Origin of the sequence: Pseudomonas sp. TE3-3-F2023, from assembly GCF_036784815.1 — a bacterium.
Classification (GTDB): Bacteria; Pseudomonadota; Gammaproteobacteria; order Pseudomonadales; family Pseudomonadaceae; genus Aquipseudomonas; species Aquipseudomonas pudica.
Genome location: NZ_CP145113.1, coordinates 5,104,081 through 5,126,808 on the forward strand (window position 1 = coordinate 5,104,081; position 22,728 = coordinate 5,126,808).

Here is a 22,728-nt window from a genome sequence, read left to right on the forward strand (position 1 = left end):
GAGGACAGACCCATGAAGTTCGAAGGCACCCGCGACTACGTCGCCACAGACGACCTGAAACTGGCGGTAAACGCGGCCATCACCCTCGAACGCCCCTTGCTGGTCAAGGGCGAACCCGGCACCGGCAAGACCATGCTCGCCGAGCAGCTGGCAGCTTCGTTCGGTGCACGCCTGATCACCTGGCACATCAAGTCCACCACCAAGGCCCACCAGGGCCTCTACGAGTACGACGCGGTCAGCCGCCTGCGTGACTCGCAGCTGGGCGTGGACAAGGTCCATGATGTGCGCAACTACCTGAAGAAGGGCAAGCTGTGGGAGGCCTTCGAGGCCGAGGAACGGGTCATCCTGCTGATCGACGAAATCGACAAGGCCGACATCGAGTTCCCCAACGACCTGCTGCAGGAACTCGACAAGATGGAGTTCTACGTCTACGAAATCGACGAGACCATCAAGGCCAGACAGCGCCCGATCATCATCATCACCTCCAACAACGAAAAGGAGCTGCCGGACGCCTTCCTGCGCCGCTGCTTCTTCCACTACATCGCCTTCCCCGACCGCACTACCCTGCAGCAGATCGTCGACGTGCACTACCCGAACATCAGCCAGTCGCTGGTCAGCGAGGCGTTGGACGTGTTCTTCGACGTGCGCAAGGTACCAGGCCTGAAGAAAAAGCCGTCCACCTCCGAACTGGTCGATTGGCTCAAGCTGCTGATGGCCGACAACATCGGTGAAGCGGTGCTGCGCGAACGCGACCCGACCAAGGCCATTCCACCGCTGGCCGGCGCGCTGGTGAAGAACGAGCAGGACGTACAACTGCTCGAGCGCCTGGCCTTCATGAGCCGGCGCGGCAACCGCTGACAGGAGCCGGGCCATGCTGCTCAACCTGTTCAATGAAATGCGCGCGGCCAAGGTGCCGGTGTCGGTACGCGAACTGCTGGACCTGCACCAGGCCCTGCAAAAGCGCGTGGTGTTCGCCGACATGGACGAGTTCTACTACCTCGCCCGCGCCATCCTGGTGAAGGACGAGCGCCACTTCGACAAGTTCGACCGCGCCTTCGCCGCTTACTTCAAGGGCCTGGAAAACCTCGACCGGCATATCGAGGCATTGATCCCCGAAGACTGGCTGCGCAAGGAGTTCGAGCGTTCGCTGACCGATGAGGAGCGCGCGCAGATCCAGTCGCTGGGTGGCCTGGACAAGCTGATCGAGGAGTTCAAGAAGCGCCTCGAAGAGCAGAAGGAGCGTCACGCCGGCGGCAACAAGTGGATCGGCACTGGCGGCACCAGCCCGTTCGGCTCGGGCGGCTTCAACCCCGAGGGCATCCGCGTGGGCGAGGCCGGCAAACGCCAGGGCAAGGCGGTAAAGGTATGGGACCAGCGCGAATACAAGAACCTGGACGACCAGGTGGAGCTGGGCACCCGCAACATCAAGCTGGCTTTGCGCCGGCTGCGCAAGTTCGCCCGTGAAGGCGCCGCAGAAGAGCTGGACATCGACGGCACCATCGACCACACCGCGCGGGATGCCGGGCTGCTGAACATCCAGATGCGCCCCGAGCGGCGCAATACGGTGAAGCTGCTGTTGCTGTTCGACATCGGTGGGTCGATGGACGCCCACGTCAAGGTCTGCGAAGAACTGTTTTCGGCGTGCAAGACCGAGTTCAAACACCTGGAGTACTACTACTTCCACAACTTCGTGTACGAGTCGGTCTGGAAGAACAACCTGCGCCGCACCTCGGAGCGCTATTCCACCTTCGACCTGCTGCACAAGTACGGCGATGACTACAAGGTTGTGTTCGTCGGCGATGCGGCCATGGCGCCCTACGAGATTACCCAGCCGGGGGGCAGCGTCGAGCACTGGAACGAAGAGGCCGGCTATGTGTGGATGCAGCGTTTCATGGAGAAATTCAGGAAGATCATCTGGATCAACCCGTACCCGAAGCAGGCCTGGGACTACACCGCATCGACCCACCTGGTGCGGGACTTGATCGAGGACAAGATGTACCCGCTGACCTTGCAGGGGTTGGAGGAAGGGATGCGTTACCTGTCCAAGTGATGTTGCCAGTGCCGGCCCTTTCGCGGGTGAACCCGCGAAGAGGCCGCCAGCCTCAACGCCAACGGTCCAGGTATACCTGCTGCTCCCGCCACGCCTCATCCTGCACCACCGCCCGGAACCGCACCACAGCCCCCGGCATGCACTGCGCCAGTTGCGCCAGCGCCAACGGCGTCAATGCCCCCAGCCGCGGATAACCGCCAATGGTCTGCCGGTCATTGAGCAACACGATCGGCTGCCCATCCGGCGGCACCTGCACCGCCCCCAGCGGAATCCCCTCGGAAATCATCGGCGCGCCCTGGTAGACCAGCTGCGGCCCCAGCAGGCGGATGCCCATGCGGTCGGCACGGCTGTCCAGCGTCCACTCGCGGTTGAACGCCTCGAACAGGCTGGTACCGCTGAAGTCACCGATCTGTGCGCCTATCACCAGGTCAAGCACTGGCTTTTGTGCGTACCGTGGCCGCAGCGCTGCCGGTACCTCACGCAGGGTCGCTGAAGCGCTGGCAAATGCCAGCACCTGGCCTTTGCCGAGCGCAGAACCCTGGCCATCGATACCGCCCAGTTCTTCCCGCACGACCGTGGCACGGCTGCCCAGCACAGCCTCGCCCAGGAACCCGCCAGGTGCTGCCAGGTATGCCCGCACGCCTTGCTTGGGCTGTTTCAGGGTCAACCGCTGCCCCTTGGCCAATGCAAAGCTGCACCAGGGCGCCAGCGACTGATCATCGACCCGCGCATCCAGGTCGGCACCGGCCAGGGCCAGCATACAATCCTGCTCTGCGACCACACAGAAACCACCTAGCGCCACCTCGACCACCGGCGCCGTCAACGGGTTGCCCAGCAGCCAGTTGGCCCAGTGCATCGCCACCCAGTCCAGCGCCCCGCCCTGGGTCACGCCCAAGTGGCGTACGCCAAAGCGCCCGGCATCTTGCAACTGGCACAGCGGTGTACTGGCCTCGATCTTCAACTGCTTCATGCCTGCGCCTCCACATCACCGCCCAACGCCACGAACTCGCTGCGCGAAACCGGCACGAAGCGCACCCGGTCACCGGGTTGCAACAGGCTATAGCCCTCGCGTTCACGGTCGAACAGGCGCACCGGAGTACGCCCGATCAGGTTCCAGCCACCCGGCGATACCGCCGGATAGGCCGCCGTCTGGCGCTCGGCAATACCGACACTGCCGGCCGCCACGCGCTTGCGCGGGGTGCTCAGGCGCGGGCTGGCCAGGCGTTCGTCCACCAGGCCCATGAAGCCGAAACCGGGGGCGAAACCCAGCGCGAACACCGGGTACTCGCGCTCGCTGTGCAAGCGGATCACCTCTGCTTCACTCAAGCCACCGCGGGCCGCCAACACCGGCAGCTCCGGGCCGACGCTGGCGTCGTACCACACCGGGATCTCATGGCGGCGGCCACCGCTGCCCGTGTCTGGCTGCAAGCCCTCCAGCGCACGGATGATCAATGCCCTCGCCTCACCTGGTGGCAGGTCGAACTGCACCATCAGCGTGGTATAGGACGGCACCAGGTCCAGCAAGTGCTCGCCGAACGCCGCGTGCAGACGCTGGCTGGCGGCAAGCATCCACGGCATGTTGCCCTCGTCGATGGAATCGAACAGGCGCACCATCAGGCTGTCGATGGCCACAACTTCAATACGCGGCTTCATCGCGACTCCAGGGCATCGAGGGCCTGGCGAATCTGCCGCACCGCCGCTACCGAACTGTCATTGTCGCCGTGCACGCACAGGGTGCTGGCTGCAAGCGTCAGTGCACTGCCATCGTCCGCCACCAGCGTGTCGCCACGGGCCAGGCGCACGGCCTGCTCCACAACCAGCGCCGGGTCGTGGTGCACCGCACCGGGCAGGCGCCGCGACACCAGGTGCCCGCTGGCGGTGTAGGCGCGGTCGGCGAATGCTTCGAACCACAGCGGCACGCCGATTTCATCGCCCAGGGCCTGGGCGGCGCGGTTGTCGGCGGTGGCCATCAGCATCAGCGGCAGGCCGCCGCCATAGGCCGCCACAGCCTCCAGTACGGTACGCAGCTTGAGCGGGTCGGCCATCATGTCGTTGTACAGCGCGCCATGGGGTTTCACGTAGGCCACACGGCCGCCCAACACTTTGCAGATGCCTTCCAGCGCACCGATCTGATAGTGCAACAGGTCGCGTATTTCCTCCGGGCTGCAGGCCATGGAACGGCGGCCGAAGCCGACCAGGTCCGGGTAGGCCGGGTGCGCGCCGATGGTCACGCCGTGCTCCAGCGCCAGGGCCACGGTACGGCGCATGATGCCGGGGTCGCCGGCGTGGTAGCCGCAGGCGATGTTGGCGCAATCGATGTAGGGCATGACTTCGGCATCCAGGCCCATGCGCCAGCTGCCGAAACTCTCGCCCATGTCGCAATTGAGTAGCAGGCGTTCCACCGCATGGCCTCCGTTGTCGTTGTTCATATGCCTACCTTAACGCGCCTGCAGCTGTTTGCCGCGGGTTTCCGGCAGGCTCAGCGCCGCCAAGATCACCACCCCGTAGGACACGGCAGAGAACACGCCGATACCCAGGCCCAGCGGTACCTTCTGGCCGAGCACGCCGATCAGCAGCGGGAACAGTGCCGCGATGACCTTGCCGATGTTGTAGCAGAAGCCCTGCCCCGAACCGCGGATACGCGTGGGGAACAGTTCGGTGAGGAACGCGCCCATGCCGCTGAAGATGCCCGAGGCGAAGAAGCCCAGCGGGAAGCCCAGCCACAGCATCACGCCGTCACTGACCTGCATTTGCGTGTACAGCAGCACGATGACGAACGAGCCCACGGCGAACAGGATGAAGTTCTTCTTGCGCCCCAGCAGGTCAGACAGGTACGCACTGACCACATAGCCGACGTAGGAGCCGACGATCACCATGGCCAGGTAGCCACCGGTACCCAGCACGCTCAGGCCGCGCTCGTTCTTGAGGAAGGTCGGCAGCCACGAAGTAATGGCGTAGTAGCCGCCCAGTGCGCCAGTGGTCAGCAGGGACGCACGCACGGTGGTCCAGAGCATGCCTGGGGCAAAGATTTCATAGAACTGCGCAGGCGCCTCGGCGTTTTCCACCGCCTTGGCCTCGCGGTATACCTCGGGGTCCTTGACCAGGCGGCGGACGAAGATCACGAAGATCGCCGGTACCAGGCCCAGCAGGAACAGCGCGCGCCAGGCCTGCTCTGCCGGCAGCCAGGAGAACAACAGCGCATAAAGGATGGCGGTAAGGCCCCAGCCAAGGGCCCAGCCGGACTGCACCATGCCCACCGCCTTGCCACGGTCCTGGGCGCGGATCACCTCGCCGATCAGGACCGCGCCGGCGGTCCACTCACCGCCAAAGCCGAAGCCCATCAGGGTACGGGCGATCAGCAGCTGTTCGTAGTTCTGTGCAAAGCCGCAGAGGAAGGTGAAGAAGGCAAACCACAACACCGTCAGTTGCAGGGTGCGCACGCGGCCAATGCGGTCGGAGAGAATGCCGGCCACCCAGCCACCCACGGCCGAGGCGATCAAGGTGCTGGTGTGGATCAACCCGGCTTCGGTGGTGGTGATGCCCCACAGCATGATCAGCGTCGGAATGACGAAGCTGAGCATCTGCGTGTCCATGCCGTCCAGGCCGTAGCCGATCTTGCAGCTCCAGAACGTCCGGCGCTGCTGTGAGTCGATGTCGCGATACCAGGCGAAGGGCCCGGACGAAGATGGGGAGCTGACCTGCTGCTGCACGCCGGTGGGGTTCATGCTTGCCTCGGCTTGTTGGTATTGTTTTATGGGCGACAATGAGTCGCGGCCTGGCTGCCATTGTTCAGAGGCCGCGCCGTTTGCGTCCAACGAGAAAAACCGCCGGTCTGGAACAAGAAAAACTGATCATGAACCTTCGCTTCCTCGAAACCTTCGTCTGGGTCGCCCGGCTAAAGAGTTTCCGCCTGACCGCGGAAAAGCTGTTCACCACCCAGGCCTCGGTGTCCAGCCGTATTGCCGCGCTGGAGGCCGACCTGGGCGTGAAGCTGCTGCTGCGCGATTCACGCGGCGTCAGCCTGACCCCGGAAGGCGGCAAGGTACTGGAATATGCCGAGCGCATGCTGGAAACCGCCAAGGCCATGAAACAGTCGCTGGACAGCGACCGGGCCAAGGTCGGACGCATCCGTATCGGGGTGATGGACACGGTGATCCACACCTGGATGAGCGCACTGGTGGCGGAGCTGACCGAGCGGTACCCGCAGGTGGAGATCGAACTGGTGGCCGACACTGCACTGAACCTTCGGGAGCAATTGCAGAAGGGCTTTCTCGACGTGATCTTGCAGACCGACCTGCTGCGCGAGCAGTCGATCCGCAGCCTGGACCTGGCGCGCTACCCGATGGGTTGGGTGGTGGCCGCCGGCTCGCACCAGCACCGCGACTACGCTTCGCTGGCCGAGCTTGGGCGGGAACGCATCATCACCTTCTCGAAGAACTCGCGGCCGCACCAGGAAGTGCTGAGCCTGCTGTTGAGTGCCGGGGCCGAAACGCCGCGGCTGAACTGCGTGAACTCGGTGGCGGCGATTACCCGGCTGTTGCGCGACGGGTTTGGCATTGGGGCGTTGCCGCCGGCGCTGGTGGATGCCGAGTTGAGCCGGGGTGAGCTGGTGTTGCTGCAGGGGCTGCAACCGCCGCCGAGCCTGGAGTTGGTGGTGGCCTGGCAGACCGGGGTGGCGTTGGTGGATGAAGTGGTCGGGGTATGCCGGCAGGTGCTGGAGAGGTATGCGCGGGATGTGGGTGGGCAACGGATTGTGTTGGTCTGACAGATTTTCTTTGCCTTTGCCGGCCTCTTCGCGGGTGAACCCGCTCCCACAGAGTCACCACAGGTCTTGAGGGCTGCGCAGTACCTGTGGGAGCGGGTTCACCCGCGAAAAGGCCGCCACAGGCACAGCAAAGATCAGCGCCAGCTCTCTTTCACCGCCCCGCGCCGCCCGCCCAGGATCACCCAGCCAATCCCCAGCAACAGGCTTTCGACCACGAAGGCCAGCACAAAACCTGCACCAAGCCCCCAGGCAACCGCCTCGGGCGCCAGCAGGATCTGGTAGCTGTAGCCATTGAGGGTTTCTTCGCGCAACTGCGGGTCGGCCTGCACCAGCACGTGCCAGGTACGCTGCGCCCATGGCGCTTGCAGCGCCTGCCATTCGTTTTCCAGCAGTTCGTTGCGGATCATCAGGCTTTCGATGCTGTTGGCATCACTGTTGAACACCGGGTCGTCGCTGCTGCGGTAATGCCGCAGCAGCGCCTGCAGGTCGCCATTGAAGAAGCGTTCGGCGGTCTGCCGGAAGCCGTCGAGCGCTTCGCGTGACTCGAACAGGTGCGCCTCGACCCGCTGGCTGTAGTCCTTCACCAGCCCCGGGACCTGGATACCGGCCAGCAGGCCGAAGGTGAACAGCAGCAACCGCAGGTAACTTCTGAACATGCCGCGTCCTTAGCTCTGGCCGTGCGCCACGCACTCGCCGTGCCGCCACAGGGCCCACTGACCCGGCTCGTAGCGCTGCCAGGTCTCGTTCTCGGTCAAGGCCTCGGTGGCGATCACCGTGACCACGTCGTTAGGGGTGGTTTCGGTGTGAAAATCGACGATCAGGTCGACATCCTTCAAGCGCGCCGCACCAAAGGGTGCCCGGCGGGTAATGTGCACCAGCTTGGTCGAACAGAAGCAGAACAGCCAGTCGCCGTCGCTGAGCATGCAGTTGAACACGCCCTGGCCACGGTAGCCGGCACAGGCTTCGACCAGCACCGGCAGCAGCTGTTCCACGGGCACAGGCTCTGGGAAGGCGCTGCGGATGCGGTTGAGCAGGTCACAGAAGGCCGCCTCGCTGTCGGTGTCGCCCACAGGCCGGTAGAAACTGGCCTGGCCCTTGAAGTCGCCCAGCTGGCCGTTGTGCGCGAAGCACCAGTTGCGGCCCCACATTTCCCGCACGAAGGGGTGGGTGTTGGACAGGCATACCTTGCCGACGTTGGCCTGGCGGATATGGCCGATGACCACTTCACTCTTGATCGGGTAGCGCTGCACCAGGTTGGCCACTTCCGACTCGCTGCTCGCGGCCGGGTCCTGGAACAGGCGCAGGCCACGGCCTTCGTAGAAGCCGATGCCCCAGCCGTCACGGTGCGGGCCGGTGCGGCCACCGCGCTGCATCAGGCCGGTGAAGCTGAAGACGATGTCGGTAGGGACGTTGGCACTCATGCCCAGCAGTTCGCACATAGATGTCTCCGCTTACAGACGGGGCTCGACCCGGCCGCCGCCACGGAGGGTGGCAGAGGCGGCTGGAGGTGGCGCGTCACGGTAACGGTCGCGGCGCTCGGCGGCCAAGGGTGCCTGGGCGCCGAGCTGGTCATCTTCGGCAGCCTGGCGCTGGGTAGCGGCCTCCGCCCGCGCGCGGCGCTCGCGGGCGCGCTTTTCCAGCGGCAAGCGCACCAGTACGAAAAGGAAATACAGGGAAAAGGCCCCCATGCCGTACATGGCGAAGTCGGACACTGCGCGCCAGGCGTTGTTGCCAACCTTGAAGGCGACATCAAGGGCGGTGATGGCAATGGCCGGGGCGAAACTGTCCTTGACCGGGTCGACGATGGTCGGGGTCAGCAGCAGCACTGCCAGCACCACTCGCAGCGGTTCGCGCAGCCAGCGCCACATCCAGTTGGTGAGCTTGAAGCCCACCATCAGGCAGCCCAGGGCGGCAACGGCATATAGGCCCCAGGCGAGGGTGTAGTCGTTCTCGGTCATGGTGTTCGTGCAAGCCAGGCAAAGAGATGCCTATGATAAACACTTTTCCGGGCGCAGACAGTGTTTGCCTGTCCCGGCCTCTTAGCGGGTTTACCCGCGAAGAGGCCGGCACGGCAACCCCAATCAAGAGATCCTCAATGCCAACCAAGCCCCAACCCCCGATTGCCCACCAGGCCCAGGCCAGCGACCCGTACGCCTGGATGCAACAGCGTGACACCCCCGAGGTGCTTGCCTACCTGCAAGCCGAGAACGCCTACCAGGAAGCCTGCCTGGCCAACCAGGCGCCACTGCGCGAACAACTGTTCGAAGAGATCAAGGGCCGCATCCTGGAAACCGACCTGTCGCTGCCGACGCCCTGGGGCCCCTACCTGTACTACACCCGTACCACCGCGGGCGACGAGTACCCGCGCCACTACCGCTGCCCGCGCCCGGCCGACGACTCCAACACGGTCGATGAAAGCCAGGAGCAACTGCTGCTCGACCCCAACGCCCTGGCCAATGGCGGTTTCCTGTCCCTCGGCGCGTTCAACGTCAGCCCCGACCACCGCCTGCTGGCCTATAGCCTGGACACCAGCGGCGACGAAATCTTCACCCTGTATGTGAAGGACCTGGCCAGCGGCAGCGTCACTACCCTGCCCTTCGACGATTGTGATGGCAGCCTGACCTGGGCCAACGACAGCCAGACCCTGTTCTTCGCCGAACTGGACGACACCCATCGCCCATGGCGCCTGCGTCGCCACACCCTGGGCAACGAAGGCGCGCAGACCGTGTTCGAGGAGCCCGACGGGCGCTTCTTCCTGCACTGCTACCGCACCAGTTCCGAACGCCAGCTGGTGCTGCTGCTCAACAGCAAGACCACCAGCGAAGCCTGGGTGCTGGACGCGGAGACCCCGCAGGCTCCGTTCACCTGCCTGGCGCCACGCGTCGAAGGTCACGAATATTTCCCCGACCACGGCCAGCTCGACGGCCAGTGGCGCTGGTTCATTCGCACCAACCAGGACGGCATCAACTTCGCCCTGTACCACGCCCCGGTCGCACCAGTGCCCAGCCGGGAGCAATGGCAGGTGCTGGTAGCGCACCGCGACGCGATCATGCTCGAAGGCCTGAGCCTGAATGCCGGCGCGCTGACCCTGAGCCTGCGCGAAGGCGGCCTGCCGATCATCGAGGTGCGCCCACAGGGCCTGGCGGCCTACCGCGTCGAACTGCCCGACGCGGCCTACAGCCTTTACGTGCAGGACAGCCTGGAGTTCGCCAGCCCATGCCTGCGCCTGCGCTACGAAGCACTCAACCGCCCGGCCCAGGTACGCCAGCTGGAGCTGGCCAGTGGTGCCCAGGCGGTGCTCAAGCAAACCCCGGTGCTGGGGCCGTTCGATGCAGATGACTATGTCAGCGAGCGCCTTTGGGCCACGGCAGCGGACGGCACCCGGGTGCCGATCAGCCTGGTGCGCCGCCGCCAGGACCTGGGCCAGACCGTGCCGCTTTACCTGTATGGCTACGGCGCCTATGGCGAAAGCCTCGACCCGTGGTTTTCGCACGCGCGCCTGAGCCTGCTGGAGCGCGGCGTGGCCTTTGCCATCGCTCATGTGCGTGGCGGCGGCGAACTGGGCGAAGCCTGGTACCGCGCCGGCAAGCAGGAGCACAAGCACAACACTTTCAGCGATTTCATCGCCTGTGCCGAGCACCTGATCGCCGAGGGTGTAACGGCTGCCGACCGCCTGGCCATCAGTGGCGGCAGCGCCGGTGGCCTGCTGATCGGCACGGTGCTCAACCTTCGCCCCGAGCTGTTCCGCTGTGCGATTGCCGAAGTGCCGTTCGTAGATGTGCTCAACACCATGCTCGACCCCGAGCTGCCGCTGACCGTGACCGAGTACGACGAATGGGGCAACCCTGAGGAGCCTGAGGTGTATGAGCGGATCAAGGCCTACGCACCGTACGAGAACGTGAAGGCACAGGCCTACCCGGCGATGCTTGTGGTGGCGGGCTACAACGACAGCCGCGTGCAGTACTGGGAAGCGGCCAAATGGGTGGCGCGGCTGCGCACGCGCAAGACCGACGACAACCTGCTGCTGCTCAAGACCGAGATGGGGGCTGGGCATGGCGGGATGAGCGGGCGGTATCAGGGGCTCAAGGATGTGGCCCTTGAGTACGCGTTCGTGTTCGGCGAGCTAGGTCTGGCTTGAGAGAGCCGGGGGCGCTTTGCGCCCCTTTCGCGACACAAGGCCGCTCCTACAGGGGTAACGCAATCACCTGTAGGAGCGGCCTTGTGTCGCGATGGGCTGCAAAGCAGCCCCAAAATCCCACAGCCAACACGGCCCACTCAGTCAATCATCCTGCACCGGCTGCTTCGGCGGGTCCTGCCGCAACCCCGGCAATGGCTGGTCCTTCGGCGGCCCGGGCACCGGCATCGGTGGCAACAGGGGCGCCCCCGGCTGGCTGTCATAAGCCTTGGGCGGCGTACTCGGGGTAATCTGCGGATATGGCGTAGGCGTCGGCGTACCCGGTGCACCGGGCACCGGCGTGCTCAACCGGGGTGGCGTGCTGGCAGCTTCGGCCATGGGCAGGCCGGCCAACAACAGCGCAGCGAGGATCGCGCGAAACATCAGCAACCTCCTGTCGGGAACCTTCCTACAGGCTACGCCTAAATCACAGCTTTCGCCTGTCCGCCTGCCCCGCAAGCGCGCTAGACTCAGTGGCATAACCGTCATTTGCCAGATCAGAACAAAGGAAACACCATGAGCTCCACCTCTTCCGCCGCCGCCACCGCGCGCCTGGACCGCATCCTGGCCGATGCCAAGCGCGACAAGGAAATGGGCTACCGCGACAAGGCCCTGAAAATGTATCCGCACGTATGCGGCCGCTGCGCCCGCGAATTCTCTGGCAAGCGCCTGAGCGAGCTGACCGTGCACCACCGCGACCACAACCACGACAACAACCCGCAGGACGGCTCAAACTGGGAGTTGCTGTGCCTGTACTGCCACGACAACGAGCACTCGCGCTACACCGACCAGCAGTACTTCAGCGAAGGCTCCACCAGCACCCCGAGCATTGCCAAGGCCACCCACAACCCGTTCGCCGGGCTGGCGGGCATGCTGAAGAAAGACTGACCATCGATTCGCCCCCCGCTGCTACCGGGCAGCCCGTATAATCGCGCTTTTTTCGCGAAGGGCCCCGGTACGTGGCAAACAAACGATACAGCTGCATCGGTCTGTTCAACCCCAAGTCGGCAGAAAATGTCGGCTCGGTGATGCGCGCCGCGGGTTGCTACGGCGTCAATTCGGTGTTCTACACCGGCAAACGCTACGAGCGTGCCCGTGACTTCGTCACCGACACCAAGCGCGTGCACTACGACATCCCACTGATCGGCATCGACGACCTGCAGCGCATCATCCCGCTTGGCTGCACGCCGGTGGCAGTGGAGTTGGTGGAAGGTGCGCGGCCATTACCGGAGTACACCCACCCGGACCGGGCCATCTATATCTTCGGGCCGGAAGACGGCAGCCTCGGTGCCGATGTGCGGGCGTGGTGCGAAGAGACCATTTACATTCCGACCGAGGGCTGCATGAACCTGGCAGCGACGGTGAATGTGGTGCTGTATGACCGCATGGCCAAGGGGCTGAATACCCGTTCGGGGCCCAAGTTCAAATAGCCGACTGAACGATGACGGTGGCCAACAGGTCACCTGCATACACTTCAGACGGAGACCTTGCCATGCTTGATATCCATTCGGCAGCGACATCGCAGGACAAGAACGTTCATGGCCTGGAGCGCGCCAGTTCGCTGGCTGGCGGCGCGCTGATGGTCAGCAAGGGGCTGCGCCACGGCGGCCTGGTCGGGTTGTTGCAGATCGCAGTGGGCGGCCTGGCACTGGCTCGAGGCTTCAGCGGGCACTGTGCAACCAAGGCCTGGTGGCAGCGGCATCGGCAGGAATATCACCGCTTGCGTTCGGACATCGAGCGCAGCGCGGCGGAGCTGGAGGCATTGAAGGCGAGTGCCGACGCAGCGACGCGGGGGGTGACGGTGACCGGGAAGGATCCATTGGCCAATTGATTTTGCACTGCCTGTGCCGGCCCTTTTCGCGGGTAAACCCGCTCCCACAGGGACGGCACCGTCTTGAGGGCAGCACATTACCTGTAGGAGCAGCCTTGTGCTGCGAAAGGGCCAGTATGATCAAAGAGGGTCTGTGGCTGTAGTTGCCTCTTCGCAGCACAAGGCTGCTCCTACAGGGCAACAATAAACCTGTGGGAGCGGGTTCACCCGCGAAGAGGCCGGTACGGGCGAAAGAGGTGCTCAGCGCAACGCCTTGCTCTGCAACACCTCGGAGCGCCGTCCCAGTACGTTTTCACTGATCTGTATGAAGTCTTCGGTGCTGACGGTGGGCAGACGCATCAGCCCGCGGGCAACATCGTCCAGCGAGCGTTTGGCCTGGGTGTGGATGCGGATTTCCTTGTCCAGCGCCTGCAGCAGCATCACCCCGCGCGCCACCTGCGCCGGGGTGGCATGCTCGCCTTTGAGGCGGGTGACCTTGGCGCCCTGCTTGCTCAGGCGCGCCTGCCAGGCCTGGTAACGGTCATCACTCACCCCGCCCGAACGGCGCAGCAACTCGCTGGCGTAGTAGTCAGTCAGGCTTTCCACCAGCCAGTCACTGCCATCACGCCCATGGATCTGCGCAAACAGTTGCACCACTTCGCGCAGCAGTGGGCTGCTGCCATTCTCGCTGACCATCGGCCGGGCACTGTGCAGGTACAACGAGCCCTGCGCGGCCATCGCCCCGCGCCACATGCCGTCGCGGGCACCGACCAACAGCAGCTTCGGCGGGTTGCGCGGGAACACCGCCTGCAATTGCGGCCAGACAAAGGTCAGCAAGGTCAGGTTGTCCATGCGCCGCATACCCTGCCCCACCGGTGCGGCCACGGTCACCTCGGTTTCGCCAAGGCGGGCGCGGCGGCTGCCCAGGTCGCCGGCGAGCATCCAGCCGGTGGGGCGGTCGAACAGGCGCGAAACGTTGTCGATGCGGAACTTGTCCTTGCCGATGCGCGGCCAGGAGGTCTCGATGCTCTTCCAGCCCTCGGGCAGGTCGAACGCCAGACGCGCCACCAGCTCGGTGCCATCCTGCTGGTCGAGCCGTGCAGGTGGTACCAGCTGGTCGCCGAGGAACAGCGCCCAATGCGGGGTGATGCGCGACGAATAGGCGCCGCTGGCGCGTTTCTGGTCCAGCTGCACGCGGTAGCTGAGGCTGGTCTTGCCGGCCGCCGGTTGCCACACGCCGCGCTGGCCCTGCAGTTGCCATTGGCCATCAGCCTGGAAGCCGCTGTAGGCCCCGGCCTTGCCCAGGTCGAAGTCCAGGCTGCGCACGGCACTGCCTTCGGCCAAGGTGAGGCGGACCTCCGCCTGGCCACTGGCTGGCAACAGGCGCACCTGGTAGTCGAGGTCGACCTTTTTCGCCCAGGCGGGCGAGCTGGCCATCAGGCCTAACAGCAACAACAGCTGGCAACGCATACAGAAACTCCTTGTTTCCCCATGGCAGCGGGCCGCGCCGGTCAGCTGGCGCGGAAGATCAGGTGGTCTTCCCAGTCGTCTTCGTGCACTTCATGTTCACTGAGCATGCGCCCCGACTGGGAAATGCGCTGTTCATGGACCTGTTGGCGATCGCCGCAGACCAGGTGGTGCCAGGCCGGCAGGTCCTTGCCCTCGCTGACCAGACGGTAGCCGCAGGTGCTCGGCAGCCACTTGAACTGGTCGGCCTTGCCCGGGGTGAGCTGGATGCAGTCAGGTACCTGGACGAAGCGGTTGGGGTAATCGCTGCACTGGCAGGTGTGCAGATCCAGCAGTTTGCAGGCGATGCGCGTGTAATAGACGCTGTTGTCGTCCTCGTCCTCGAGCTTTTGCAGGCAGCACAGGCCGCAGCCGTCGCACAGCGACTCCCACTCTTGCGGGCTGAGTTGTTCGAGGGTCTTGCGCCGCCAGAACGGTGCGTTTTCAGCGATCATCACACGGGTTTCCTGCATTCATCTTGGGGCCACGGCGCGCGGCGGCGCCAGTCTAGAGCCTGGCCTTCGGCAAAGCCAGACCGCTTGTCAGTCGCGACGCGACGCAGTAGCGTGCGCGTTTCCCGTCCTTTTGCAGGAGCCGCCATGAGCGCCACCCCCCGCGTTGCCGATTACGCCATCAACGAGCAGTTCATCAACCGCTGGTCGCCACGTGCCTTCACCGCCGAGCCGATCAGCGAAGAAACCCTGCTGAGTTTCCTCGAAGCTGCACGCTGGGCGCCGTCGGCGAACAACTCGCAACCTTGGCGCTTCCTCTATGCCCGCCGTGACACGCCGAACTGGGAGCGTTACCTGAACCTGCTGGTGCCGGCCAACCGCAGCTGGGCGCAACAGGCTTCGGCGCTGGTGCTGGTGATTTCAAAGACCACCTACGCCGCCCCGGGCGCCACGGAAGAAAGACCGGCGCTATGGCATACCTTCGACACCGGCTCTGCCTGGGGGCACCTGGCCCTGCAAGCCAGCATCAGCGGCTGGCATACTCATGGCATGGCCGGTTTCGACCAGGAACTGGCGCGTCAGGAGTTGAAGGTTCCTGAGGGGTACGTGCTGCATGCCATGGTTGCGATCGGCAAGCTGGGCGACAAGGCCAGCCTGAACGAAGCGCTGCAGGCGCGTGAAGTACCGAGCCCCCGCAAGCCACTGAGCGAGCTGGCTGCCGAGGGTGATTTCAGCCTATAAGCCTTGCATTGGCCGTACCGGCCTCTTCGCGGGTAAACCCGCCCCCACAGGGATCTCCACTGCCCCATGGGGCCTGTGCTGATCCTGTGTCAGCACAGCCAACACCAGCCTCCCACAGGACCTGAGGGTAGTGGAGATCCTGTGGGAGCGGGTTTAGCCGCGAAAAGGCCAGCACAGGTACTACAAAATCAATAGCCCCGGGCGAAGTCCACTTCACCTCGCAACCCCTGCCCCGCCACATACGCCCGCATATTCTCGACAAACAACCGCACCATCGCCGCCGGCGAGGTGGGCGCCGAGCTGTGCCCGGTCAGCAGCAAGCCCCAGGCCGTCCAGAACGGGTGTTGCCTGGGCAACGGCTCCTGCCGGCAGACATCGATCACGGCCCCCGCCAGGTGCCCTTCCTTCAGCGCCTCGACCAGGTCAGCGTCAACCACCGCCGCCCCACGCCCGGCATTGATGAACAGCGCCGTTGGCTGGAAGCACTTGAACAGTGCCGCGTCATACAGGTCGTGGGTGGCCGGGGTATCCGGCAACAGGTTGAGCACGTAGTCGACCTGCCCAACCATGCGCGGCAGGTCGGCCAGCGCCCCAACCTCGACGAACGGCGCCTGCTCGCGGGCGCTGCTGGCAACGCCATACAGCACCACGCCAAACGCCTGCAGGAACTCGGCCACCCGCTGGCCAATGTCGCCAGTGCCGACGATCAGCACTTTGCGCCCTTCCAGGGTACGCCCCGGGCGGTCATCCCAACGCCGCTCGACCTGGCTGACCAGGCGCGATAGCACCTCGCGCTCATGGCCGAGCATGTAGGTGAGCATGTACTCGGCCATCACCTGGCCAAAGATGCCCACGGCACGGGTCAGGCGATAGTCGCGCGGCAGGCCTTCGGCCAGCAGCGGGGTGATACCGGCCCAGGTGGACTGCATCCAGCCCGGTTTGTGGCCCTGGCGCAGCAGGCTTGCCAGCAGGTCCGGCTGGCCCAGCCACACCGGGCACTGAGGCGCCTGGCGGGCCAGTTCGGCGGAGTCGCCGCTGGTCAGGATTTCCAGCTCTGGCGCGGCTGCGCGCAAAATCTCGGCGTATCGAGCATGATCATGCTCAGCAATCAGTACTCGCATGATCAGGCAGGGTCGTTACGGCGCAGCAACTCTTCGGGCAGGTGCTCGATGTAGTCGTCTTCCGGCGGCGGCATCTGCAGGTGGTAACCCTGGTTGTCGAGGTTTTCCAGCACCTTGGCGATGTCCTCGCGGGCCAGCTTGCGCTCGGGGGTAAGCACCAGGTCGAAGGCATGCATGGGGGTGCCGAAGAACGGCAGCAGGCCTTCAGGTACGCGCCCAAGGCCGTCGGCCTTGAGCACGTACAGGTACATTTCGTTCTTGCGGGGGCTCTTGTAGATAGAGCAAATGCGTTTCATCGGGTCTCTCCGGCGCCTGCCAGGCTGTCCAGCAGGGCCTGGCCCATGCGCTCACGGCGCCAGCCGCGCAGCGAATCGGGCAATTGATAGGGGCCATTGGGGTAGCCGCTCTTGAGCAGCGCTTCCAGGGCTTTCTTGCGCAGCATCAGCTCGGGGGCAATGCCCAGGCGCTCACCTTCGGCCTGGCCGATGGCACGCAGCTGCTTGAGGATGCCGGCCGCCTCGATCGGCAAAGGTTCGGGCAAGGCCTGGGGCCATTGCTCGGCTGGCAGGCTGGCGGCACGCTTGATCAGCTCGATGAGGAACTCACCGTCCTGACGAATGGTGCGCGGATGCATCTCGTCGATCTTGGCCAGCGCCGACAGGTTGCTCGGCTGGCTCTTGGCCATGGGCCACAGCGAGTGCTCCTTGAGAATGCGGTTGCGCGGCACGTCGCGGTTGCGCGCTTCACGCTCGCGCCAGGCGCACAGCTCACGCAGCACTGCCAGTTGCTGGGGGGTCAGCTTCCAGGCCAGCTTGACGTCGCGGTACAGGCTTTCGGGCTCGACTTCGCGGCGCAATGCGGCCACCAGTTCGGCGCCGTCTTCCAGCACCCAGGCGTACTTGTCGTCACTCAGGCGCGGGCGCAACACGATGAACAGTTCTGCCAGGTGCACGGCATCCTCGGCGGCATAGCTGACCTGGGTTTCCGAGAGCGGGCGCTGCAGCCAGTCGGAACGGGTTTCGCCCTTGGGCAGGTCGATACCCAGTACTTCCTGCACCAGGCGCGAATAGCCCATGGAGAAGCCCAGGTTCAGGTAACCGGCGGCCAGCTGGGTATCGAACAGCGGCTGTGGCAGCTTGCCGGTCAGGCGCAGCAGCACTTCGAGGTCTTCGCTGCAGGCGTGCAGCACCTTGACCACGCCGCTGTCATCCAGCAGTTCGGCCAGCGGTTGCCAATTGCCGATCAGCAACGGGTCGATCAGGAAGGCACGCTGGCCATCGCCGATCTGGATCAGCCCGGCTTTCGGGTAGAAGGTGTCGACCCGCATGAATTCGGTGTCGACGGCGACGAAGGGCAGCTGGTGCCAGTCGCCGCAGTGTTCGGCCAGGCTCTGGTCGTCACGGATCCAGTGTATTTCGATGGCCACGAGGCTCTCCCACTAACATTGGCGCGCAGTATATACGGCGCGGGCACTGCTGGTGAAACCTGCGCCATCCTTGATATCGATCAGTGGTGCTGTTGTGCGTGTTCAGGCAGCAGCAACTCTCGTGCGCAAAATCCGCAAGCTTCGCGATCCCAGTGGGAGCGGGCATGCCCGCGAACACGGGCGAAGCCCGTGCCATCCACCGCGTCGCCTGCTTCGCGGGCATGCCCGCTCCCACAAAGACCGCGCAAGCTAGCGGTTTTTGAATGCGCTTTGCCTCAGCGCTTGGCTGCCAGCCACGGCCGGCAGCTGGCGAACATGTCCAGCGACTGCTGGTAGACCTCGGTGTGCACCTGCAACAGGCCGAGCATCGAGTGGAACAGGTTGTCTTGCGACAGCGGTGCATCGCTGAGCTTGGCCAGGCAGTCGGTGTCGACGCCGAAGTCTTCCTTGTAGCTGTCGGAGAACCAGGTCAGCAGCGGCACGTGCTTCTGCTGCTCGGGGGCAATGGCGTAGGGCGTGCCGTGCAAGAACAGGTTGTATTCACCCAGCGACTCGCCGTGGTCGGACAGGTAGATCATCGCCGTGTCGACCTTGTCCTGCTTGCTGCGCAGGGTGTCGATCAGCGACGCCAGTACCTTGTCGGTATAGGCCAGGGTGTTGTCGTAGCCGTTGACGATTTCCTGCTCGCTGCACTGGTCCAGCGCGTTGCTCTGGCACACCGGGGCAAAACGCTGGTCGGCGCCGGGGTAGCGCTTGAAGTACTCAGGCCCGTGGCTGCCCATCTGGTGCAGCACCAGCACGGTGTCCTTGTCGAGGTTGTCGATCAGCTCACCCAGGCCCTGCAGCAGGATCTGGTCATGGCATTCACCATCAGCGCACGACTGCGGGTCCTTGAGGTTGCTGACATCAATGAACTGCACACGGTCGCAGGTGCCCTTGCAGCCTGACTGGTTGTCACGCCACTGCACCGCCAGGCCGACACGCTGGAGGATGTCCAGCAACCCTTCGCGGTTCTTCGCCACCCGGGCATCGTAGTCCTTGCGCTTCATGCCAGAGAACATGCACGGCACCGAGACGGCGGTTTCCGTGCCGCAGGAGTGCACATCGGAGAACGCCAGCAGGCCCTGTTCCCTTGCAAGGTTCGGTGTGGTGTCGCGGTTGTAGCCAAGCACGCCGAAGTGGTCTGCCCGCGCACTTTCACCCACCACGAGCACGGTCAGCGACTTGCGTTCATGCTTTTGCCAGGCGGCATCTCGCTTGGCATCTTCGCCATAATGCTGGAAGGGGTGTGATGCGGTACCGACGCGCTCGCTGACATAACCGATGGAGGCCCCCACGATATTGCTGGGGGTGAGCATCAGGCGCAGTTCGTGGTGGTTGCGAAACAGCGACGACAGGCCCTGGTAGTTGACCAGTGCCACCGAGCCCAGGGCCACCACGCAGGCACCGCCAACCACCAGCTTGCCGAGCAGTTCACGGTGCCAGGCGCGATAGGCGATCGGCGCCTTCCACAACAGCAGCGAAGGCACTACACCGAGGCCCAGGATATACAAGGCAAACTTTAACGAAAGCAGGTCACGCACTTCCGCCACGTTGGTTTCCGCAATATTGCGGAACATGCCCGCGTCAATAAGTACGCCGTACTGGTTCATGAAGTAAGCCACGCCCGCGCCACTCATGAACAACACGATAAGTATTGGCTTCAATATATAACGGAAGGCGAACAACGTGAGAATCAGGTTGAACGCGAACAGCATCAGCACGGCAAACGCCAGGCTCAGCCAAAGCCCCGGTAAACCGGGCGGCACGACCTGTTCGAGATGCTGCCAGAGGAAGACATTGAAGCCTATCAGCAGGTAAAGGCTGGCCAGCAGCGTGACCCATTCAGTCCGCAGGGATTTTAAGTTGAGCATCAGTGTTCGCAATCAAGAGTGATTATCAGCCCGAGGGCCTGCGCGGCACCGGGGAAACTTGGCTGAACTCTAGAAAGCGTGCCATCAATATTTTGTGAAAAAGACGCCAACAAATTCGTGAGCAGGCGCCTTTTATACATTAAAAGAAGTTCATTCAGCGCTTGTTCAGCGTGGCAGGCGTTCCTTGGCGTACGGCTCGCGGTCGATGTCCAGCACTTCCACGCACAGCTGGATGTCCAGCCCAGGCTGCTTGGGGATGGCCTCACGCAATACATCCAGCAGGCTGGCGGACAGTTGCTTCTTCACCTCGGGCGAGCGCCCGCTGAGGATGGCCAGGCGCACATGGGCAAAGGCACGCTCGCCGGGCGCGGTGCCCACGCGATAGTGCTTGAAGGCTTCGGCGCGGCTCTTGATGTCGGCCTCGTCGGCGAACTGGCCACTGCCGACCAGGGCATGGTTCAGGCGCAGCAGCAGGGTATCGACGTTCAGCTCGCGCAGGTTGTCGCTGTATTCCAGGTTCAGGTGAGGCATGGCGCAGTTCCGGGTCACGGGGGAGATGCGACAGCCTACCCCAGTCCCCTACCTGCGCAAAGACGACTATCCTCAAAGGTCAGAACCATCCGCCAACCCCCGACAGAGGTGAAGAAATGCCAGTTCCGCATGATCTGCTCGCTGACCTGCACGTTACCGCTGATGCATTCCAGGCGCTCATGGACAAGGACCAGACGCTGCACTCACTGCACAAGGAATACAACGCAAAAGACAAAGAGGTGGTGGCCGCCGAAGCCAACGGCACCAACGACGAGGCCGTCAACCGTCTGCGCAAGGAACGGTTGCTGATCAAGGACAAGATCGAACGGATCATTCATCCGCCCAAATCCTGACAGGAATTCATTGAATCCACCGGCCTCTTCGCGGATGAACTCGCTCCCACAGGTACAGTGCCAGACCTGAAAGCAGCCGAGTTCCTGCGGGAGCGGGTTTACCCGCGAAGAGGCCAGCAGCCCTCACACAACAGCCGCAGCCTTCAACGCCCCATCCAGATCGTCGACCAGGTCACGGTAATCCTCGATCCCCACCGACAACCGCAGCAGGTTTTCGCTGATGCCCATCACGCCCTTCTGCTCCGGGCTCAGCGAGCAGTGCGACATGCTCCAGGAATGGTTGATCATGCTTTCCACCCCGCCCAGCGAATCGGCCAGCACGAAGATCTGCAGCGCTTCCACCAGCCGGTTGAGCGCGGCCCGGTCGCCCTTGACCTTCATCGCCACCACCGCCCCACCCGTGCGCATCTGCCGTTTGCACAGTTCGTGCTGTGGATGGCTTTCCAGCCCCGGGTAATACACCTGCTCGATCTGCGCGTGGCTTTCGAGGAAGCGCGCTACCTGCAGGGCATTGGCACACTGGCGCTCCATGCGCACATCCAGGGTCTTCAGACCGCGCAGGGCCAGGTAGCAGTCGAACGGCCCCTGCACCGCGCCGATTGCCATGCTGATGCGGCGCAGGCGCGCCAAAAGGGCATCATTGGCGGCTACCACCACGCCACCGGTGAGGTCGGAGTGGCCGCCGATGTACTTGCTGGCCGAATGCATCACCAGGTCGACACCCAGGCTGATCGGGCGCTGGTTCCACGGCGAGCAGAAGGTGTTGTCGATGCAGGTGAGGATGCCCCGCGCCTTGGCCAGGTCGCACACCGCCTTGATATCGACCAGGTGCAGCAGCGGGTTGGTCGGCGATTCGATCCAGATCAGCTGGGTTTCCGGCTTGATGGCGGCGGCCACTGCCTCGAGATCGTTGAGGTCGACGTAGGTGGTGGTCAGGCCCGAGGTACGGCTGCGGTAGTCTTCGAGGATGCGGAAGGTACCGCCATACACACCGTTCATCACCACCACATGCGCATCCTTGGGCAGCAGCTCCAGCACGGTGGCGGTGGCGTTCACACCCGAGGCGCAGGCCACTGCGCCAACCCCTTCTTCCAGGGCGGCGACACAGGTTTCGTAGGCATGCCGGGTGGGGTTGCCGACGCGGCTGTAGGAGTATTCCGGCTTGTCGTCCAGGCTGCGCTTGGTGAACGAGCTGGCGGTGACGATCGCCGGGAAGATAGCGTTATCGGCGACACTGAACTGTTCACCGGCGTGAATGGTGCGGGTGGCGAAATTGCGCGGCTTGTCGGACATGGTCAGGCCCATTGGCAGAATGAAAGTTGCCACTATCGCACAACCCAAATCTTCTGGCCTTGGGGTAATCTGTGAAAAATTTTCCTCCACGGCCCACACGCAATATGGACAGCTTCGACCAGCACATTCTCACCCTGCTTCAGCGCGACGCCTCGATCTCGCTCAAGGACCTGGCAGAGGCCGTCAACCTGTCCACCACGCCGTGCTGGAAGCGGGTCAGACGCCTAGAGGAGGACGGCTACATTGTCGGCCGCGTTGCCCTGCTGGACCCGCAACGGCTGGGGCTGGGGCTGACGGTGTTCGTCCAGCTCAAGACCCAGCGCCACGACAGCGCCTGGCTGGAGCAGTTTGCCGCGACCGTGACCGGGTTCGAGGAAGTGATGGAGTTCTACCGCATGTCGGGGGACTGGGATTACATGCTGCGGGTGGTGGTGGGGGATATTGCGGCGTATGACCGGTTCTACAAGAAGCTGATTACCAGTACTGATGGGCTGTCGAACATTACTTCCAGTTTTGCCATGGAGCAGATGAAGTACACCACGGCGTACCCGGTGCATCGTTCCTGATTCCTGTATGGCAGTACCGGCCCTATC

26 protein-coding genes are annotated in these 22,728 nt (G+C 63.9%); 10 read left to right on the forward strand and 16 right to left on the reverse strand.

Annotation, left to right across the window (positions count from 1 at the left end; genetic code table 11):
- Positions 1 to 12: 12 nt before the first annotated feature.
- Both V3314_RS23385 and V3314_RS23390 read left to right on the forward strand, forming a co-directional pair.
- The gene (locus V3314_RS23385; protein ID WP_013973748.1) at positions 13 to 858 is read left to right on the forward strand and encodes a MoxR family ATPase; all 846 of its coding nucleotides are present in this window, start codon (positions 13 to 15) and stop codon (positions 856 to 858) included.
- 13 nt (positions 859 to 871) lie between these two features.
- Positions 872 to 2,050: a VWA domain-containing protein gene (locus V3314_RS23390; RefSeq protein ID WP_013973749.1), complete on the forward strand. Its 1,179-nt coding sequence runs from the start codon at positions 872 to 874 to the stop codon at positions 2,048 to 2,050.
- Positions 2,051 to 2,102: 52 nt separating this feature from the next.
- Here V3314_RS23390 and V3314_RS23395 read toward each other — a convergent pair whose 3' ends face one another.
- Genes V3314_RS23395 through V3314_RS23410 form a run of 4 tightly spaced genes read right to left on the reverse strand, consistent with a single transcriptional unit; the run spans position 2,103 to position 5,775 of the window.
- Entirely contained in the window at positions 2,103 to 3,020 is a 918-nt protein-coding gene (locus V3314_RS23395; RefSeq protein ID WP_338459692.1) for a biotin-dependent carboxyltransferase family protein, read from the reverse strand.
- The gene (pxpB, locus tag V3314_RS23400; protein ID WP_153671629.1) at positions 3,017 to 3,703 is read right to left on the reverse strand and encodes a 5-oxoprolinase subunit PxpB; all 687 of its coding nucleotides are present in this window, start codon (positions 3,701 to 3,703) and stop codon (positions 3,017 to 3,019) included. The genes V3314_RS23395 and pxpB overlap by 4 nt, the downstream gene beginning before the upstream one ends.
- Positions 3,700 to 4,479: a 5-oxoprolinase subunit PxpA gene (locus tag V3314_RS23405; protein WP_338459693.1), complete on the reverse strand. Its 780-nt coding sequence runs from the start codon at positions 4,477 to 4,479 to the stop codon at positions 3,700 to 3,702. Before V3314_RS23405 ends, pxpB begins: the two co-directional genes overlap by 4 nt.
- A 9-nt stretch (positions 4,480 to 4,488) precedes the next feature.
- Entirely contained in the window at positions 4,489 to 5,775 is a 1,287-nt protein-coding gene (locus tag V3314_RS23410) for an MFS transporter (protein WP_338459694.1), read from the reverse strand.
- 128 nt (positions 5,776 to 5,903) lie between these two features.
- Here V3314_RS23410 and V3314_RS23415 point away from each other — a divergent pair, with 128 nt between their 5' ends.
- A complete protein-coding gene (locus V3314_RS23415; RefSeq protein ID WP_015271343.1) occupies positions 5,904 to 6,815 on the forward strand; it encodes a LysR family transcriptional regulator in 912 nt (303 codons plus the stop codon).
- 134 nt (positions 6,816 to 6,949) lie between these two features.
- On the opposite strand, the gene V3314_RS23420 is transcribed toward V3314_RS23415, so the two are convergent.
- The 3 genes from V3314_RS23420 to V3314_RS23430 are packed head-to-tail and all read right to left on the reverse strand — an operon-like array spanning position 6,950 to position 8,773.
- Positions 6,950 to 7,471 carry a DUF2937 family protein gene (locus V3314_RS23420; RefSeq protein ID WP_085601777.1) on the reverse strand — a complete coding sequence of 174 codons (522 nt, stop codon included), beginning with the start codon at positions 7,469 to 7,471 and terminating at the stop codon, positions 6,950 to 6,952.
- Positions 7,472 to 7,480: 9 nt separating this feature from the next.
- The gene (locus tag V3314_RS23425) at positions 7,481 to 8,254 is read right to left on the reverse strand and encodes a class II glutamine amidotransferase (protein WP_013973756.1); all 774 of its coding nucleotides are present in this window, start codon (positions 8,252 to 8,254) and stop codon (positions 7,481 to 7,483) included.
- Between the two features lie 12 nt (positions 8,255 to 8,266).
- On the reverse strand, positions 8,267 to 8,773 hold the full coding sequence (locus V3314_RS23430; RefSeq protein WP_338459695.1) for an MFS transporter: 507 nt from the start codon (positions 8,771 to 8,773) through the stop codon (positions 8,267 to 8,269).
- Positions 8,774 to 8,910: 137 nt separating this feature from the next.
- On the opposite strand from V3314_RS23430, the gene V3314_RS23435 reads away from it, so the two are divergent.
- Positions 8,911 to 10,953: a S9 family peptidase gene (locus V3314_RS23435; RefSeq protein WP_338459696.1), complete on the forward strand. Its 2,043-nt coding sequence runs from the start codon at positions 8,911 to 8,913 to the stop codon at positions 10,951 to 10,953.
- A gap of 141 nt (positions 10,954 to 11,094) precedes the next feature.
- Here V3314_RS23435 and V3314_RS23440 read toward each other — a convergent pair whose 3' ends face one another.
- Entirely contained in the window at positions 11,095 to 11,373 is a 279-nt protein-coding gene (locus tag V3314_RS23440) for a hypothetical protein (protein ID WP_046616463.1), read from the reverse strand.
- Between the two features lie 132 nt (positions 11,374 to 11,505).
- Between V3314_RS23440 and V3314_RS23445 the strand changes: the two genes are divergently transcribed.
- The 3 genes from V3314_RS23445 (at position 11,506) to V3314_RS23455 (ending at position 12,820) form a co-directional block, all read left to right on the forward strand.
- Positions 11,506 to 11,877, forward strand: a complete 372-nt coding sequence (locus V3314_RS23445) for a YajD family HNH nuclease (protein ID WP_003259546.1) — start codon at positions 11,506 to 11,508, stop codon at positions 11,875 to 11,877.
- Positions 11,878 to 11,948: 71 nt separating this feature from the next.
- Complete coding sequence (locus V3314_RS23450; protein ID WP_046616464.1) at positions 11,949 to 12,419, forward strand: RNA methyltransferase; 471 nt, start codon at positions 11,949 to 11,951, stop codon at positions 12,417 to 12,419.
- 62 nt (positions 12,420 to 12,481) lie between these two features.
- A complete protein-coding gene (locus tag V3314_RS23455; protein ID WP_046616465.1) occupies positions 12,482 to 12,820 on the forward strand; it encodes a DUF2892 domain-containing protein in 339 nt (112 codons plus the stop codon).
- A gap of 240 nt (positions 12,821 to 13,060) precedes the next feature.
- Here the strand turns inward: V3314_RS23455 and V3314_RS23460 are convergent, their stop codons facing one another.
- Together V3314_RS23460 and V3314_RS23465 are read right to left on the reverse strand one after the other, a co-directional pair.
- Positions 13,061 to 14,269 (reverse strand): hypothetical protein, encoded by a 1,209-nt coding sequence (locus V3314_RS23460; protein ID WP_338459697.1) that lies wholly within the window; start codon positions 14,267 to 14,269, stop codon positions 13,061 to 13,063.
- 41 nt (positions 14,270 to 14,310) lie between these two features.
- The gene (locus V3314_RS23465) at positions 14,311 to 14,760 is read right to left on the reverse strand and encodes a YcgN family cysteine cluster protein (protein WP_338459698.1); all 450 of its coding nucleotides are present in this window, start codon (positions 14,758 to 14,760) and stop codon (positions 14,311 to 14,313) included.
- A 144-nt stretch (positions 14,761 to 14,904) separates the two neighbouring features.
- On the opposite strand from V3314_RS23465, the gene V3314_RS23470 reads away from it, so the two are divergent.
- Positions 14,905 to 15,498 (forward strand): nitroreductase family protein, encoded by a 594-nt coding sequence (locus V3314_RS23470; protein ID WP_046616468.1) that lies wholly within the window; start codon positions 14,905 to 14,907, stop codon positions 15,496 to 15,498.
- 188 nt (positions 15,499 to 15,686) lie between these two features.
- Here the strand turns inward: V3314_RS23470 and V3314_RS23475 are convergent, their stop codons facing one another.
- From V3314_RS23475 to V3314_RS23495, 5 genes are all read right to left on the reverse strand, one after another.
- Positions 15,687 to 16,619 (reverse strand): D-2-hydroxyacid dehydrogenase, encoded by a 933-nt coding sequence (locus tag V3314_RS23475; protein WP_046616469.1) that lies wholly within the window; start codon positions 16,617 to 16,619, stop codon positions 15,687 to 15,689.
- Between the two features lie 2 nt (positions 16,620 to 16,621).
- Complete coding sequence (locus V3314_RS23480; RefSeq protein ID WP_046616470.1) at positions 16,622 to 16,915, reverse strand: YcgL domain-containing protein; 294 nt, start codon at positions 16,913 to 16,915, stop codon at positions 16,622 to 16,624.
- Positions 16,912 to 18,045 (reverse strand): ribonuclease D, encoded by a 1,134-nt coding sequence (gene rnd / locus V3314_RS23485; protein WP_338459699.1) that lies wholly within the window; start codon positions 18,043 to 18,045, stop codon positions 16,912 to 16,914. Before rnd ends, V3314_RS23480 begins: the two co-directional genes overlap by 4 nt.
- Before the next feature lie 275 nt (positions 18,046 to 18,320).
- Positions 18,321 to 19,958, reverse strand: a complete 1,638-nt coding sequence (locus V3314_RS23490) for a phosphoethanolamine--lipid A transferase (RefSeq protein WP_338459700.1) — start codon at positions 19,956 to 19,958, stop codon at positions 18,321 to 18,323.
- Between the two features lie 165 nt (positions 19,959 to 20,123).
- Entirely contained in the window at positions 20,124 to 20,489 is a 366-nt protein-coding gene (locus tag V3314_RS23495; RefSeq protein ID WP_046616473.1) for a 5-carboxymethyl-2-hydroxymuconate Delta-isomerase, read from the reverse strand.
- Positions 20,490 to 20,605: 116 nt separating this feature from the next.
- Between V3314_RS23495 and V3314_RS23500 the strand changes: the two genes are divergently transcribed.
- Positions 20,606 to 20,842 carry a YdcH family protein gene (locus tag V3314_RS23500; protein ID WP_046616474.1) on the forward strand — a complete coding sequence of 79 codons (237 nt, stop codon included), beginning with the start codon at positions 20,606 to 20,608 and terminating at the stop codon, positions 20,840 to 20,842.
- A gap of 123 nt (positions 20,843 to 20,965) precedes the next feature.
- Here V3314_RS23500 and V3314_RS23505 read toward each other — a convergent pair whose 3' ends face one another.
- Positions 20,966 to 22,147 (reverse strand): aminotransferase class I/II-fold pyridoxal phosphate-dependent enzyme, encoded by a 1,182-nt coding sequence (locus V3314_RS23505; protein ID WP_338460332.1) that lies wholly within the window; start codon positions 22,145 to 22,147, stop codon positions 20,966 to 20,968.
- Between the two features lie 92 nt (positions 22,148 to 22,239).
- Between V3314_RS23505 and V3314_RS23510 the strand changes: the two genes are divergently transcribed.
- A complete protein-coding gene (locus tag V3314_RS23510; protein WP_046616476.1) occupies positions 22,240 to 22,701 on the forward strand; it encodes an Lrp/AsnC family transcriptional regulator in 462 nt (153 codons plus the stop codon).
- The last annotated feature ends 27 nt before the right edge of the window (positions 22,702 to 22,728 follow it).

What these genes read in the sequence shown, in the direction of transcription:
- V3314_RS23385 (WP_013973748.1), top strand. Translation starts at nt 13, where the DNA reads ATGAAGTTCGAAGGCACCCGCGACTACGTCGCCACAGACGACCTGAAA.
- V3314_RS23390 (WP_013973749.1), top strand. Translation starts at nt 872, where the DNA reads ATGCTGCTCAACCTGTTCAATGAAATGCGCGCGGCCAAGGTGCCGGTG.
- V3314_RS23395 (WP_338459692.1), bottom strand. Translation starts at nt 3,020, where the DNA reads ATGAAGCAGTTGAAGATCGAGGCCAGTACACCGCTGTGCCAGTTGCAA.
- pxpB (WP_153671629.1), bottom strand. Translation starts at nt 3,703, where the DNA reads ATGAAGCCGCGTATTGAAGTTGTGGCCATCGACAGCCTGATGGTGCGC.
- V3314_RS23405 (WP_338459693.1), bottom strand. Translation starts at nt 4,479, where the DNA reads ATGAACAACGACAACGGAGGCCATGCGGTGGAACGCCTGCTACTCAAT.
- V3314_RS23410 (WP_338459694.1), bottom strand. Translation starts at nt 5,775, where the DNA reads ATGAACCCCACCGGCGTGCAGCAGCAGGTCAGCTCCCCATCTTCGTCC.
- V3314_RS23415 (WP_015271343.1), top strand. Translation starts at nt 5,904, where the DNA reads ATGAACCTTCGCTTCCTCGAAACCTTCGTCTGGGTCGCCCGGCTAAAG.
- V3314_RS23420 (WP_085601777.1), bottom strand. Translation starts at nt 7,471, where the DNA reads ATGTTCAGAAGTTACCTGCGGTTGCTGCTGTTCACCTTCGGCCTGCTG.
- V3314_RS23425 (WP_013973756.1), bottom strand. Translation starts at nt 8,254, where the DNA reads ATGTGCGAACTGCTGGGCATGAGTGCCAACGTCCCTACCGACATCGTC.
- V3314_RS23430 (WP_338459695.1), bottom strand. Translation starts at nt 8,773, where the DNA reads ATGACCGAGAACGACTACACCCTCGCCTGGGGCCTATATGCCGTTGCC.
- V3314_RS23435 (WP_338459696.1), top strand. Translation starts at nt 8,911, where the DNA reads ATGCCAACCAAGCCCCAACCCCCGATTGCCCACCAGGCCCAGGCCAGC.
- V3314_RS23440 (WP_046616463.1), bottom strand. Translation starts at nt 11,373, where the DNA reads ATGTTTCGCGCGATCCTCGCTGCGCTGTTGTTGGCCGGCCTGCCCATG.
- V3314_RS23445 (WP_003259546.1), top strand. Translation starts at nt 11,506, where the DNA reads ATGAGCTCCACCTCTTCCGCCGCCGCCACCGCGCGCCTGGACCGCATC.
- V3314_RS23455 (WP_046616465.1), top strand. Translation starts at nt 12,482, where the DNA reads ATGCTTGATATCCATTCGGCAGCGACATCGCAGGACAAGAACGTTCAT.
- V3314_RS23460 (WP_338459697.1), bottom strand. Translation starts at nt 14,269, where the DNA reads ATGCGTTGCCAGCTGTTGTTGCTGTTAGGCCTGATGGCCAGCTCGCCC.
- V3314_RS23465 (WP_338459698.1), bottom strand. Translation starts at nt 14,760, where the DNA reads ATGATCGCTGAAAACGCACCGTTCTGGCGGCGCAAGACCCTCGAACAA.
- V3314_RS23470 (WP_046616468.1), top strand. Translation starts at nt 14,905, where the DNA reads ATGAGCGCCACCCCCCGCGTTGCCGATTACGCCATCAACGAGCAGTTC.
- V3314_RS23475 (WP_046616469.1), bottom strand. Translation starts at nt 16,619, where the DNA reads ATGCGAGTACTGATTGCTGAGCATGATCATGCTCGATACGCCGAGATT.
- V3314_RS23480 (WP_046616470.1), bottom strand. Translation starts at nt 16,915, where the DNA reads ATGAAACGCATTTGCTCTATCTACAAGAGCCCCCGCAAGAACGAAATG.
- V3314_RS23490 (WP_338459700.1), bottom strand. Translation starts at nt 19,958, where the DNA reads ATGCTCAACTTAAAATCCCTGCGGACTGAATGGGTCACGCTGCTGGCC.
- V3314_RS23495 (WP_046616473.1), bottom strand. Translation starts at nt 20,489, where the DNA reads ATGCCTCACCTGAACCTGGAATACAGCGACAACCTGCGCGAGCTGAAC.
- V3314_RS23500 (WP_046616474.1), top strand. Translation starts at nt 20,606, where the DNA reads ATGCCAGTTCCGCATGATCTGCTCGCTGACCTGCACGTTACCGCTGAT.
- V3314_RS23505 (WP_338460332.1), bottom strand. Translation starts at nt 22,147, where the DNA reads ATGGGCCTGACCATGTCCGACAAGCCGCGCAATTTCGCCACCCGCACC.
- V3314_RS23510 (WP_046616476.1), top strand. Translation starts at nt 22,240, where the DNA reads ATGGACAGCTTCGACCAGCACATTCTCACCCTGCTTCAGCGCGACGCC.